General features: G+C 64.3%; 12 protein-coding genes. 4 read left to right on the top strand and 8 right to left on the bottom strand.

Annotated elements, in window-relative coordinates:
* Positions 1-13: 13 nt before the first annotated feature.
* The 7 genes from QN085_RS06140 to QN085_RS06110 form a co-directional block, all read right to left on the bottom strand.
* Positions 14-553, bottom strand: a complete 540-nt coding sequence (locus QN085_RS06140; protein WP_013971362.1) for a DUF2058 domain-containing protein — start codon at positions 551-553, stop codon at positions 14-16.
* Positions 554-579: 26 nt separating this feature from the next.
* Positions 580-1,413, bottom strand: coding sequence for a nucleoside triphosphate pyrophosphohydrolase (gene mazG / locus QN085_RS06135; RefSeq protein WP_013971361.1), 834 nt, complete (start codon positions 1,411-1,413; stop codon positions 580-582).
* Positions 1,414-1,537: 124 nt separating this feature from the next.
* On the bottom strand, positions 1,538-3,778 hold the full coding sequence (relA, locus tag QN085_RS06130; protein ID WP_015269231.1) for a GTP diphosphokinase: 2,241 nt from the start codon (positions 3,776-3,778) through the stop codon (positions 1,538-1,540).
* A 96-nt stretch (positions 3,779-3,874) separates the two neighbouring features.
* On the bottom strand, positions 3,875-5,233 hold the full coding sequence (gene rlmD, locus QN085_RS06125; protein ID WP_085665681.1) for a 23S rRNA (uracil(1939)-C(5))-methyltransferase RlmD: 1,359 nt from the start codon (positions 5,231-5,233) through the stop codon (positions 3,875-3,877).
* Positions 5,234-6,133: a cysteine synthase CysM gene (gene cysM / locus QN085_RS06120; protein WP_023662461.1), complete on the bottom strand. Its 900-nt coding sequence runs from the start codon at positions 6,131-6,133 to the stop codon at positions 5,234-5,236.
* A gap of 159 nt (positions 6,134-6,292) precedes the next feature.
* Positions 6,293-7,684 (bottom strand): sensor histidine kinase, encoded by a 1,392-nt coding sequence (locus tag QN085_RS06115; protein WP_013971357.1) that lies wholly within the window; start codon positions 7,682-7,684, stop codon positions 6,293-6,295.
* A gap of 3 nt (positions 7,685-7,687) precedes the next feature.
* A complete protein-coding gene (locus QN085_RS06110) occupies positions 7,688-8,407 on the bottom strand; it encodes a response regulator transcription factor (RefSeq protein WP_024086407.1) in 720 nt (239 codons plus the stop codon).
* Between the two features lie 193 nt (positions 8,408-8,600).
* Here QN085_RS06110 and QN085_RS06105 point away from each other — a divergent pair, with 193 nt between their 5' ends.
* The 4 genes from QN085_RS06105 (at position 8,601) to QN085_RS06090 (ending at position 13,370) form a co-directional block, all read left to right on the top strand.
* Positions 8,601-11,357 (top strand): response regulator, encoded by a 2,757-nt coding sequence (locus QN085_RS06105; protein WP_024086406.1) that lies wholly within the window; start codon positions 8,601-8,603, stop codon positions 11,355-11,357.
* 153 nt (positions 11,358-11,510) lie between these two features.
* Complete coding sequence (locus QN085_RS06100; RefSeq protein WP_013971354.1) at positions 11,511-12,500, top strand: 2-hydroxyacid dehydrogenase; 990 nt, start codon at positions 11,511-11,513, stop codon at positions 12,498-12,500.
* 31 nt (positions 12,501-12,531) lie between these two features.
* On the top strand, positions 12,532-12,969 hold the full coding sequence (locus QN085_RS06095; protein ID WP_013971353.1) for a hypothetical protein: 438 nt from the start codon (positions 12,532-12,534) through the stop codon (positions 12,967-12,969).
* On the top strand, positions 12,966-13,370 hold the full coding sequence (locus tag QN085_RS06090; RefSeq protein ID WP_004375489.1) for an META domain-containing protein: 405 nt from the start codon (positions 12,966-12,968) through the stop codon (positions 13,368-13,370). Before QN085_RS06095 ends, QN085_RS06090 begins: the two co-directional genes overlap by 4 nt.
* A 118-nt stretch (positions 13,371-13,488) precedes the next feature.
* Here the strand turns inward: QN085_RS06090 and QN085_RS06085 are convergent, their stop codons facing one another.
* A complete protein-coding gene (locus QN085_RS06085) occupies positions 13,489-13,953 on the bottom strand; it encodes a TlpA disulfide reductase family protein (protein WP_013971352.1) in 465 nt (154 codons plus the stop codon).
* Positions 13,954-14,003 lie beyond the last annotated feature (50 nt).

Below are 14,003 nucleotides of genomic sequence, written 5' to 3'. Positions count from 1 at the left end.
GGGTTTTTCGTGGTTACCACATCAGATCATCAGGGATCTTGTAGGCTGCGTACGGGTCGTCCTCGTCCGCTTCCTCGACATGGGTGTTCAGCAGCAGGACACGGCCAGGGTCGCGCTCCTGGATCTTCAATGCCGCCTCACGAGGGATCACCTCATAGCCGCCGGCAAACGACACCACGGCCAGCGCACCATTGCTCAGCTTGGTCCGCATCAGAGCATTGACGGCAATGCGCTTGACCTTCTTGTCGTCGACGAAGTTGTAGTAGTCCTCGGTGCTCAGCTTCGGCAGGCGAGTCGCTTCGATCAACTGCTTGATCTGCGCCGCGCGGGCCTTCTGCTCGGCTTTTTCCTGCTGCTGGCGGTTCAGTTCCTGGTCACGCTTGGCCTTCTCGGCCATGGCTTCCTTGGCCATGCGCTGCTGGCTGTCGTCCACCTCGACCTGGCCTTTGTGCTCCAGGCGTTTCTGTTTCTTCTCGGCCTTGTTGGCCTGGGAAACCTGTTTCTGGTTGACCAGACCGGCTTTGAGCAGTTGGTCGCGAAGGGAAAGGCTCATGAATGTTCACTCACTTATGCAACAGCTCAGCCGCAGCTGGGCAGGTTCTTTTCCTGACGTTTGGCTTCACCCCAAAGGGCATCCAGTTCATCAAGGTTACAATCTTCGATGGGGCGGCCACTGTCGCGCAATGCCTGTTCGATGAAGCGGAAACGCCGCTCGAACTTGCGATTGGCACGGCGCAGGGCGTGTTCCGGGTCATGCTTGAGGTGGCGGGCCAGGTTGACGGCGGCAAACAGCAGGTCGCCGATTTCATCCTCGAGCGCATCGGCATCGCCGTCGGCCATGGCCTGCAGCACTTCGTCCAGCTCTTCGCGCACCTTGTCCAGCACCGGCAATGCCGCGGGCCAGTCGAAACCAACCGTGGCTGCGCGCTTTTGCAGTTTGGCTGCCCGCGACAACGCCGGCAATGCCGCTGGTACGTCGTCGAGCAACGACAGCTGTTCGGGCTGGCTCTTTTCCGCGCGCTCTTCAGCCTTGATTTCTTCCCAGCGTGACTTGACCTGGGCCTCGTTCAGGCTGGGGGTGTCCACCGGCGCATACAGCTCGCCGGTGGGGAATACATGCGGGTGACGGCGAATGAGCTTGCGGGTGATGCTGTCGACCACGCCGTCGAACTCGAAACGCCCCTCCTCGCGGGCCAGCTGGCTGTAGTAGACCACCTGGAACAGCAGGTCGCCCAGCTCACCTTGCAGGTGCTCGAAGTCGCCACGCTCGATGGTATCGGCAACCTCGTAGGCCTCTTCGATGGTGTGCGGGACGATGCTCGCGTAGTTCTGCTTCAGGTCCCACGGGCAGCCGTACTGCGGGTCGCGCAGGCGGGCCATGAGGTGCAGCAGGTCTTCGAGGGTGTAGGTCATTCAGGCAGGTCCTTCGGTGGTGGCTTCTTCGCGGGCTTGCCCGCTCCCACAGGATGCATGCAGGTTTCGAAATCTGCATCTTGCCTATGGGAGCAGGCAAGCCCGCGAAGCAGGCACCGCAGTCTCAAGGTGTACGATTACGCCGCGTCTCGATGATGTTGGGCAACTGCGAGATCCGCCCAAGCAGGCGCCCCAGCGCATCCAGGCCTGGAATCTCGATGGTCAGCGACATCAGCGCGGTGTTGTCTTCCTTATTCGAGCGGGTGTTCACCGCCAGCACGTTGATCTTTTCGTTCAGCAGCACTTGCGACACATCGCGCAGCAAGCCCGGGCGGTCGTAGGCACGGATGACGATGTCGACCGGGTAGGTCTGCACCGGGATCGGCCCCCAGCTTACCTGGATCATGCGCTCCGGTTCCTTGCCCGCCAACTGCAGCACCGAAGCGCAGTCCTGGCGGTGGATGCTCACACCGCGGCCCTGAGTGATGTAGCCGACGATGGCGTCGCCAGGCAGCGGCTGGCAGCAACCGGCCATCTGCGTCAGCAGGTTGCCGACACCCTGGATCTGGATGTCGCCACGCTTGCCGGTACGCGGCCCGGTAGGCTTGCGCGGTACCAGTTCGATCTGCTCGATGCGCTCGGGCTCAAGCAGCTGCTGGGCGGCGTTGACCAGGTGCGCCAGGCGCAGGTCGCCGGCACCGAGCGAGGCGAACATGTCCTCGGCGGTCTTGACGTTGGTCTTCTCGGCCAGGCGCTCGAAATCCACCTGCGGCAGGCCCAGGCGGCTGAGCTCGCGTTCGAGCAAGGTCTTGCCGGCAGCGACGTTCTGATCGCGTGCCTGCAGCTTGAACCAGTGTACGATCTTGGCCCGTGCCCGCGAGGTAGTGACGTAGCCCAGGTTGGAGTTCAACCAGTCACGGCTGGGATTGCCGTGCTTGCTGGTAATGATCTCGACCTGCTCGCCGGTCTGCAGGCTGTAGTTGAGCGGCACGATGCGCCCGTTGATCTTGGCGCCGCGGCAGTTGTGGCCGATTTCGGTGTGCACGCGGTAGGCGAAGTCCAGCGGCGTGGCACCTTTTGGCAAGTCGATGGCGTGGCCGTCCGGGGTGAACACATAGACCCGGTCCGGCTCGATGTCGACCCGCAGCTGCTCGGCCAGGCCACCGATGTCGCCCAGCTCTTCGTGCCACTCCAGCACCTGGCGCAGCCAGGAGATCTTCTCTTCGTAATGGTTGGAACTGGACTTGACGTCGGTGCCCTTGTAGCGCCAGTGGGCACATACCCCAAGCTCGGCTTCCTCGTGCATGCCGTGGGTACGGATCTGCACTTCCAGCACCTTGCCCTCGGGGCCGATCACCGCGGTGTGCAGGGAGCGATAGCCGTTCTCCTTGGGGTTGGCGATGTAATCGTCGAACTCCTTGGGGATATGCCGCCACAGGGTATGCACGATGCCCAACGCGGTGTAGCAGTCGCGAATTTCCGGCACCAGCACGCGTACCGCGCGCACGTCGTAGATCTGGCTGAATTCCAGGCCTTTGCGCTGCATCTTGCGCCAGATCGAATAGATATGTTTCGCCCGGCCGCTGATGTCGGCCTTGACGCCAGTGGCCAGCAGCTCGTTCTGCAGCTGGTTCATAACCTCGCTGATGAACCGCTCGCGGTCCAACCGGCGCTCGTGCAGCAGCTTGGCGATCTGTTTGTACTGGTCGGGTTCGAGGTAGCGGAAGGAAAGGTCTTCCAACTCCCACTTGATGTGGCCGATACCCAGGCGGTGCGCCAGCGGCGCATAGATATCGAACACCTCGCGCGCGACACGCAGGCGTTTCTCGTCGTCGGCGGCCTTCACCGCACGGATCGCGCAGGTGCGCTCGGCCAGCTTGATCAGCGCCACGCGCACGTCGTCGACCATGGCCACGAGCATCTTGCGCAGGTTCTCGACCTGCGCCTGCGAGCCCAGCACCAGCGATTGGCGCGGGCTGAGGCTGGCGCTGATGGCGGCCATGCGCAGCACACCGTCGATCAGCTTGGACACTACCGGGCCAAAGCGCTGGCTGACCTCGGCCAGCGTCACCTTGCCCTCGCGCACCGAGCGGTAGATGACCGCCGCCACCAGGGAATCCTGGTCGAGCTTGAGGTCGGCTAGGATTTCCGCGATCTCAAGGCCCGCCTGGAAGCTGGACGTACCGTCCGCCCAGGAATGCTTGGCCGGGTTGCCCTTTTTCTCGACTTCATGGGCAAACTCGCAGGCCTCTTTCAGCGCTGCGCGATCCAGTGCCGAATCGACGCTTACCACATGGTCCAACCATGCTTCGAGATTGATACTGCCGTCGGTGTTGACCGGCTGGTGCACTCTCACCTGTACCATCTTTGTTTTACCTTTCCATACAGCACACCACACGGGTGCGCTGGCGATCACCGTGCGGCCACCATTCCATGAAAGCCGCACCAAGGGGCCAGTCAGCTAGCCCGCTTCGAATAACGCCATGGCCTCGACATGCGCCGTCTGAGGAAACATGTCGAGAATCCCGGCCCTTTTTAACCGGTACCCCTGGCCGACCAGCACCTGCGCGTCTCGCGCCAGCGTGGCCGGGTTGCACGATACATAGACCAGCCTTCTGGCCTTGAGGCGGGCGATGCCTTGCACCACCTCGAAAGCACCGTCGCGCGGTGGATCCAAGAGTACCGCAGAAAAGCCCTCGGCGGCCCATCCGGCACCCGCCAAAGGCTGCGATAAATCGGCCTGAAAAAACCGTGCGTTATGCACATTGTTGTTCCGGGCATTGGCCGCGGCCCGATCGACCATGGCCTGCACTCCTTCCACTGCCACTACCTCGCGCGCCTGCCGGGCCAGTGGCAGGGCGAAGTTGCCCAGGCCGCAGAACAGGTCCAGCACGCGCTCGTCGGCCTGCGGTGCGAGCCAGGCCAGCGCCTGCTCTATCATTGCCGTGTTGACCTGGGCATTTACCTGTACGAAGTCACCTGGGCGCCAGGCCAGTTCCAACTGCCAGGGCGCCAAGGCAAAGCCCAGCTGCGCGGCCGGGTCCACTGGCGCCGGCTCCCCTTCGCCCTGCAGCCACAACTGGGCATTGGCCTGTTCGCAGAACGCCTGCAGCCTGGCCAGGTCTTCGGCGGGCAACGGCGCGACATGGCGCACCAGCAGCGCCTCGGCAGTACCGCTGAACAGTTCCACATGGCCCAGCGCCTGCGGCTTGCTCAGCGAGCGCAGCACGGTCGGTAAATGGCGCAGAATCGACTGCAAGGGCTGTACCAGCACCGCGCAATCGTCGATGGCAATGATGTCCTGGCTGGCTTCGGCACGGAAGCCGACCTCCAGCTGACGCGCCTTGGCGTCCCAGCGCACGGCCACGCGGGCGCGGCGCCGGTAGCCGAACTCCGGCCCACTCAGCGGTGCGGCCCATTCCTCGGGCTGCACGCCGGCCACCCGCTGCAGCTGCTCTGCCAGGGTGCGCTGCTTGAGCGCCAGCTGCGCTTCGTGCGGCAGGTGCTGCAGGTTGCAGCCTCCGCAACGCTCGTAATGCCGGCACGGTGCCTGACGGCGTTCGGGGCTGGCCTGCAGCAGGCGCTCCAGGCGGGCCTCGACCACTTTGCCACGGGCATTGAGCACCCGCGCCTCGACGGCCTCACCGGCCAGGGCGCCGCTGACGAACCAGGTGCGCCCTTCGTGGAAGGCAATGCCCCGGCCGTCACCGGCCAGGCGCTCGATTTCCAGGCGCTGCTTCTTGCCCACCGGGACCTGGGGGCTGCGGTTGCCGCCAGCCGGCTGGAAGCGCAGGCCGCTGTTGCTTTTTTTCTTTGACATTTAGCTCGGGTCGAACAGGCCGGTGGACAGGTAACGGTCGCCGCGGTCGCAGATGATCGCGACCATCGTGGCATTTTCCACCTCGCGGGACAGGCGCAGCATGGCCGCGACTGCACCACCGGAAGACACGCCGCAGAAAATGCCCTCTTCACGGGCAAGGCGGCGGGTGGTTTCCTCGGCTTCCTGCTGCGACATGTCGACCACGCGGTCGACACGGCTGGCGTCGAAGATTTTCGGCAGGTATTCCTCGGGCCAGCGGCGGATGCCCGGAATTGCCGAGCCCTCCATTGGTTGCAGGCCAATGATCTGCACCGCCGGGTTTTGTTCCTTGAGGTACTGCGAGCAGCCCATGATGGTACCGGTGGTACCCATGGAGCTGACGAAATGGGTGATGGTGCCCTGGGTCTGCTGCCAGATCTCGGGGCCGGTGCTGTTGTAGTGGGCGATGGGGTTGTCGCCATTGGCGAACTGGTCCAGCACCAGGCCGCGGCCTTCGGCCTGCAGCTTCTCGGCCAGGTCACGGGCGCCCTCCATACCCTCTTCCTTGGTCACCAGGATCAGCTCGGCGCCGTAGGCGGTCATGGCGGCTTTGCGCTCGGCGGTGGAATTGTCAGGCATGATCAGGATCATCTTGTAGCCCTTGATCGCCGCAGCCATCGCCAGGGCGATGCCGGTGTTGCCGGAGGTGGCTTCGATCAGGGTATCGCCGGGCTTGATCTGGCCGCGCAGTTCGGCGCGGGTGATCATCGACAATGCCGGGCGGTCCTTCACCGAGCCGGCGGGATTGTTACCTTCGAGCTTGAGCAGGAGGGTGTTGCTGGTTTCGCCAGCGATACGCTGCAGGCGAACCAGGGGCGTATTGCCGACGCAATCGGCGATGGTTGGGTACTGCAAGGTCATGGCGTATTTCACAATCCGGACGGCAGGGGTGCCTATCATACCGGCAAACCCTTCCCGGCCATATCACGCAATCTGTGATGAATATAGCTACAAGCTATATCGATAGCCTGTTCCGGCCCTTTCGCGGGTGAACCCGCTCCCACAGGGACTCCACTAGCCTCAAGAGTAGTGATGAACCTGTGGGAGCGGGTTCACCCGCGAAGGGGCCGGGACATGTATTGGCAAGCGCATCCACAACCGCAGCCCGCGTTTGCCATTCTGCGCCCACAAGGTGCCACCCTGACGCTGGATGGCACTGCGGGCGATGCTCAGCCCCAGGCCGAAACCACCATCCCCGGGCCGCGAACCGTCCAGCCGTGAGAACGGTGCAAAGATCCGCTCCAGGTCTTCTTCAGCCACGCCACCGCCTTCGTCTTCCAGCCACAACCGCCAATACTCGCCTTCACGCTGCCCACCGAGGCGCACCACACCCTCGGCCGGCGAGTGACGAATGGCATTGCGCAACATGTTCTCCAGCGCCTGGGCCAGGTAGTTCAGGTTGCCCTGCACCCAGCAGTCCGCCGGCACTTCGCAGCGCAGCCGCGCCGGTGCCCAGCCGCTTTCGTACCTGGCATTCTCGGCCAGCAGCTCCCACAGCGCCTGCACCTCGATCGGCTCAAGGTTCATCGGCGCACGTTCGGCGTCCTGCCAGGCCAGTTGCAGGGTATCCTCGACCAACTGCTGCATGCAGTCCACCTCCCGCGCCAGGCGTTCACGCAGGCGCAGCAGGTCGGTTTCGCCATCGCAGGCCACCCGCAGCCGGCTGAGTGGCGTACGCATTTCGTGAGACAGATCACGCAGCAACTGCTGCTGCATGGCTACCGTGCCCTGCAGCCGCTCGGCCATCTGGTCGAAGGCACGGGCCAGTTCACCCAGCTCGTCATGCCGGGCGATGGTGCGTGAGTCCAGGCGAGCCGACAACTGGTCGGCGCGCCAGGCATTGGCCTGCTCGCGCAATTGGTTCAACGGCACGATCAGCATGCGATAAAGGCCAACACACAACAGCAGGGTGAACAGACCCGGGATAATGCCGTTGGTGACGATACGCCACAGCATCCGGTACTGGCCGGGGTTGAAGCGCTGCGGCAGTTCGATCACCAACATGCCCTGCTCCGGTGCCCCCGGGAACGGTATGCGCAACCAAGGCTGGTCGACACTGCGCCGGCTCATCGGCCAGTCGACACCGCGCAGGCGGGTCAACCGCTGCATGATCTGCGGGTCGAGGCTGGCGCTGTCGAGCGGCCGCAGGTTCAGGTCGAGCACGCCAACCCAGCCGCGTTCGCGCTGGTGCATCGTCGCCACCCAGCGGTCCAGCCCTGCCCGCCCACCACTGCGCCATGCCTGCTCTGCCTCGGCGGCATAGCCACGCAAAGCCTGCCGCGCCGGCTCCGAAAGGAAGGCGTTCTGGGTCTCCATGTGCCGACCCCAGGTGTAACTGAGGCCGATCATCAGCAGGCAGAAGCCCACCAGCAGGATCGCCAGCTTCCAGAACAGCGAATGGCGGTCGAGCATGGGTTACTCCGCCTCGCTGGCGCTGAGCACGTAGCCCTTGCCCCACACGGTACGGATCTGCCGTTCGTGATAGCCGATGCCCTTGAGCTTGCGGCGTATCTGGCTGACGTGCATGTCCAGGCTGCGGTCATGCCGCGAATAGCCTCGTTGTAGCACTTGCTGGTAAAGGAACGGCTTGCTCAGGACTTCGTCGAGGTTGCGGTTGAGAATGTCGAGCAGGCGGTATTCGCTGGGTGTCAGGCCGGCCAGGTGGCCATCCAGGCGCACGTCGCACAGCGCCTCGTCATATTGCAACTCGCCACCGCCTTCCTGCACCTGCGGGGCGTGATGGCGCCGCTCGAGGGCCACACGGCGCAGGATAGCCTCGATGCGCACCCGCAGCTCTGCCATGCTGAACGGCTTGGGCAGGTAGTCGTCGGCACCACGCTGGAAGCCGCTGATGCGGTCGGCTTCGGCACCTAGCGCCGACATCAGGATCACCGGCGTGGCGCTGCGCTTGCGCAACTGCGCCAGGGCATCCAGGCCGTTTAGCCCGGGCAGCAGGATGTCCATGAGCACCACGTCGAAAGCATGGCGTCCCGCCGTTTCAAGGCCCTCCAGGCCGTTGCGGCACCAAGTCACCTGGAAGCCGCCGCGCTGCAGCTCTTCGTGCAGATAGGCACCGAGGACCGGATCATCCTCGATGGCGAGGATATTGGAGTTGTGAATAGCTACAGGATTCATTGGCAACTGCCATGCATTCTCAATTGGGTGATTATTGAGTATCCAGCGCCTGCCAGGCAACCGCCCTGCGACCAATGCCGCTGCAAGGGCACAAAACACGTACTAAAGAGGTGCAATAGCACGGCAGGCGGAGTAACTTCCCGGCTTGGCCGTCATCGCTTGACGGTGTCCAGGCACATGACAGGAGGCGAGTGTGCTCGATCGCTTGGGAATTCGCAGCCGGGTCCTGCTGCTGGCCCTGCTGCCGGCCGGCCTGATGGCATTGGTGCTGGGTAGTTACTTCACCTGGCTGCAACAGAACGACCTGCGCACCCAGCTGCTGCAACGCGGCAAGATGATCGCCGAGCAGCTGGCGCCGTTGGCCGCGCCCGCCATGGCCAAGCTGGCACCGGCACAACTTGAGCGCATTGCCGCACAAACACTGGAGCAGGCCGATGTGCGCGCAGTCGCCTTTCTGGCCCCGGACCGCACGCGCCTGGCCCATGCCGGCCCGAGCATGCTCAACCAGCCGCCCAGCGGCGGCACCGGCACCCAGCTGCTGCAACGCAGCGGCAATGACGCCACCCGCTATCTGATGCCAGTGTTCGGCCACCACCGCGACCTGGCCACCGATGCCGTGCCGACCGAAGCCGAACGCCTGCTGGGCTGGGTCGAGATCGAGCTGTCCCACGACGGCACCCTGCTGCGCGGCTACCGCAACCTGTTCACCAGCCTGTTGCTGATTCTCGCCTGCCTGGTGCTCAGCGGCCTGCTGGCACTGCGCATGAGCCGCACCATCAACGACCCGATCAAGCGCATCAAGCATGCGGTCAACCAGCTCAAGGACGGCCACCTCGAGGAACGCCTGCCGGCCATGGGCAGCCATGAGCTGGACGAGCTGGCGCGCGGCATCAACCGCATGGCCGAAACCCTTCACAACGCCCACGAAGAACTGCAGCACAGCATCGACCAGGCCACCGAGGACGTACGCCAGAACCTGGAAACCATCGAGATCCAGAACATCGAGCTGGACATGGCGCGCAAGGAAGCCCTGGAGGCCAGCCGCATCAAGTCGGAGTTCCTGGCCAACATGAGCCACGAAATCCGCACCCCGCTCAACGGTATCCTCGGTTTCACCCACCTGCTGCAAAAAAGCGAGCTGACACCGCGCCAGCTCGACTACCTGAGCACCATCGAGAAGTCTGCCGACAACCTGCTCGGGATCATCAACGAGATCCTCGACTTCTCCAAGATCGAGGCCGGCAAACTGGTGCTCGACAGCATCCCCTTCAACCTGCGCGACCTGATCCAGGACACCCTGACCATCCTCGCCCCGGCCGCCCACGCCAAGCAGCTGGAACTGCTCAGCCTGATCTACCGCGATACCCCGTCGTCGCTGATCGGCGACCCGTTGCGGCTCAAGCAGATCCTTACCAACCTGGTCAGCAACGCAATCAAGTTCACCCGCGAGGGCACCATCGTCGTACGCGCCATGCTCGAAGATGAGCACGAGGACAGTGCGCAGCTGCGCATCAGCGTGCAGGACACCGGCATCGGCTTGTCGCCGCAGGATGTGCGTACGCTGTTCCAGGCCTTCAGCCAGGCCGACAACTCGCTGGCCCGCCAGCCTGGCGGCACCGGCCTGGGGCTGGTGATTTCCAAGCGCCTGATCGAGCAGATGGGCGGCGAAATCGGCGTCGACAGCACCCCGGGCGAGGGTTCGCAGTTCTGGATCAGCCTCAACCTGCCCAAGGCCCACGATGGTGTCGAGGAGCTGCCGCTGCAACCGCTGCTGGGCCGCCGCGCAGCCATCGTCGATGGCCACGAACTGGCGCGCCAGGCGTTGGAGCACCAGCTGGAAGACTTCGGCCTCAGCGTCAGCCTGTTCGCCTCCTTCGACCAACTGCTGCAGGGCGTGCAAGCCGCCAGCCAGGCCGGCCTGCCGTTCGAGTTCGCCGTGCTCGGGGCCAACCTTGGCAACCTGTCGCCCGAGCAGCTGGGCCATTACCATCAGCAGCTCGAGCGCTACCATTGCCAGTGCGTGGTGCTGTGCCCGACCACCGAGCAGGCGCTGTACCACCCGTACCTGCCCAACGGCCATGGCCAGTTGCTGTCCAAGCCGACCTGCACGCGCAAACTGCGCCGCCTGTTGCTGGAACTGGTGCAACCGCGCCGCCCGCAGGGCGAGGTGAACAGCATCAACGGCCAGCGCCAGCCGAAGATTCTCTGCGTCGACGACAACCCCGCCAACCTACTGCTGGTGCAGACCCTGCTCGAAGACCTGGGCGCCGAGGTGCTGGCCGTCGACAACGGCTATGCGGCAGTACAGGCGGTACAGAACGAACCGTTCGACCTGGTGCTGATGGACGTGCAGATGCCCGGCATGGACGGCCGCGCCTGCACCGAGCAGATCCGCCTGTGGGAAAACACCCAAAGCGGCGACCCGTTGCCGATCGTCGCCCTCACCGCCCACGCCATGGCCAACGAGAAACGCGCGTTGCTGCATGGAGGCATGGACGACTACCTGACCAAGCCAATCAGCGAACGGCAGCTGGCCCAGGTGGTAATGAAATGGACCGGCCTGAGCCTGGGTGCGCCAGAGCAGGAACGCCTGGCCGAGCAACTGGCCAACGGTGATGACCTGAAGGTGCTGGACCCTGAGGAAGGCCTGCGCCTGGCCGCCGGCAAAGCGGACCTGGCGGCCGATATGCTAAGCATGCTGCTGGGCTCGCTGGAAGCCGACCGCGAAGCCATACGCGCCGCCCGCGAGGCCGACGACCGCAACCGCCTGATCGAACAGGTGCACCGCCTGAACGGCGCCTCACGTTATTGCGGCGTCCCGCAGTTGCGGGCCGCGTGCCAGCGCAGCGAAACCTTGCTCAAGCAGGAAAACCCGCTGGCACAGCAGGCACTGGACGAACTGGATGCGGCAATCAACCGCCTGGCGGCGCAGGCCAGACTGAGCGCCTGACACAGTTCCCTGTGGGAGCGGGCGTGCCCGCGAACATGGGCGAAGCCCGTGCCATCCATCGCGAAGTCTTCTTCGCGGGCACGCCCGCTCCCACAGTGGCCCGCGCCATATTCAAGGTATGCTGTACCTCCTGCACTGGAAAAGGAACCCACCATGCGCGCCCTGTTGTTCAGCAGCCAGCACTACGACCAGGAAAGCTTCACCCGTGCCGCCAGCGGCACCACACTGGACCTGCACTTCCAGCCCGCCCGCCTGACCCTCGATACCGCTACCCTGGCCGATGGCTACGAGGTGGTCTGCGCCTTCATCAATGACGAGCTCGACGCCCAGGTGCTGCAGCGCCTGGCCGCAGGCGGCACGCGCCTGGTCGCCCTGCGCTCGGCCGGCTACAACCATGTCGACCTGGCCGCCGCCCAGCGCCTGGGCCTGACCGTAGTGCGAGTGCCGGCCTACTCGCCGCACGCCGTGGCCGAACACGCCGTGGCGCTGATCCTGGCCCTGAACCGGCGCCTGCACCGGGCCTACAACCGCACCCGCGAGGGTGACTTCACCCTGCACGGGCTGACCGGCTTCGACCTGCACGACAAGACCGTCGGCGTGGTCGGTACCGGCCAGATCGGCACCGCCTTTGCCCGCATCATGGCCGGTTTCGGCTGCCAGTTGCTGGCCTATGACCCTTACCCCAACCCCGAGCTGCTGGCCTTGGGCGCGCGCTACCTGCCATTGCCCGAGTTGCTGCGTGAAGCGCGCGTCATCAGCCTGCACTGCCCGCTGACCGAGCACACCCGGCACCTTATCAATGCACAAAGCCTGGCCCAGCTGCAGCCCGGCGCCATGCTGATCAACACCGGCCGCGGCGCGCTGGTCGACACCCCGGCGCTGATCGACGCGCTGAAGAGCGGTCAGCTCGGCTACCTGGGCCTGGACGTATACGAAGAAGAAGCCCAGCTGTTCTTCGAGGACCGCTCCGACCTGCCGCTGCAGGACGACGTGCTGGCCCGTCTGCTGACCTTCCCAAACGTGATCATCACTGCCCACCAGGCGTTCCTTACCCGCGAGGCACTGGATGCCATCGCCGCGACCACGCTGGACAACATCAACCGCTGGGCGGCAGGCAATCCACAGAATCTGGTGATGGGTTAGTGCTAGGATACGCGGCATTTCTGGAGGACCCATGGTCGAGCACGATTTCCGCTACACCCTTTTCAACCCGCAACATACCCTGATCGAGTGCCGCGCCCTGGTGCCGGGCCGCTACCAGGTCACCGGCAACGGCGGCTCGATGCACAAAGGCGACACCCTGCTGGTCACCCTCAAGGGCAGCAAGGACTTGTCCATGCGCCTGACAGTGGAGAGCGTGCGCCACCTGATCAACCCGCGCGGCCAGTGGGTTGCCGTGGCCAGCGGCCCGGTGTTCAACGAGCTGGAAATCCTCACCTGGCAGGTCGCGTGCGACAGCTGCGACGCCGTGCTGGACTTCGAGTTCGCGGTGGACGCCAAGCTGGGCAAGAAAGCCCGCCAGCCTGCCGCCAGCGCACGCATTGCCGAGCTGGGCTGGGCCAGCCGTGGCGAAAAACACCTGTGCCCGCGTTGCCAGGAGAGCGCCGAGTGAAAAATCTGCTGACCGGCGTGCTGATTGCCACCGGCCTGCTCGGCTGCGCCGCAGAACCTTCCAAGCTGCAGCAGGAGCGCAGCTATGTGCTGGAGTGGATTGGCGAACGGCCGCTGATCGACTACAGCCACCTGACCCTGACCTTGGCCAGCGATGGCCGTGCCTATGGCAATGGCGGCTGCAACCACTGGTTCGCGCCATACACACTGGACGGCGAGCACCTTAGCTTCGGCAAGGTCGGCAAGACCCGCAAGCTCTGCGCGCCGGCGTTGATGGAACAGGAAAAACGCTTCCTGCAGGCGCTGGAAACAGTGCAGCGCTGGGATGTGTCGCCTATCGAGCAGATGCGTTTCTGGCCGGCCGAAGGCAAGCCACTGCGCTTCTGGCCTGAGGAAGGCTGAATATTGCCGGGGCCGCTGTGCGGCCCATCGCGACACAAGGCCGCTCCTACAGGAGATCGCATCCCCCTGTAGGAGCGGCCTTGTGTCGCGATGGGCTGCAAAGCAGCCCCAAAATGCATCAGGCGCCCTTCAGTGCCTTGATCCTGGCCTGCAGCCCTTCCAGGGTCTGCTCGCCCATCAATTGTTCCCGCACCTTGCCCTTGTCATCGATGATATAGGTCACCGGCAATGCCTCGCTACGCGGCAGGTCATAGCGCTCGGCCGGGTCCTGCGCCAATACGGTGAAAGCGATCCCCAGGGTTTCGGCAGCCTGCTTCAGCTCCTGCCCTTGCAAGCCATCGAAGTTCACCCCCACCACCTTGATACCATCGGCCGCCCACTGCTTGGCTGCCGCGTTCAGTTCAGGGATTTCGGTACGGCACGGCCCGCACCATTCGGCCCAGTAGTTGAGCACCAGCCAGTGCCCGTCGATTTGTTCGGCCTTAACCGTCTTACCGTGTTGGTCCACGCCATAATCGGCACCGCAACCACCGAGCAACAGGCTCGCGGTGATGGCCAGTACTGCTGCCAGACGCCTTGCCATGGGTCAATCCTTCTCGAGTTTTAAAGCAAATTGGTCAGTCGCTGCGGTTA

This window comes from Pseudomonas sp. M2(2023) (genome assembly GCF_030263955.1).
GTDB classification, from domain to species: domain Bacteria; phylum Pseudomonadota; class Gammaproteobacteria; order Pseudomonadales; family Pseudomonadaceae; genus Aquipseudomonas; species Aquipseudomonas asiatica.
Note: the sequence above shows the minus strand (reverse complement) of the source record. Positions and strands in the feature narration are given on the sequence as shown.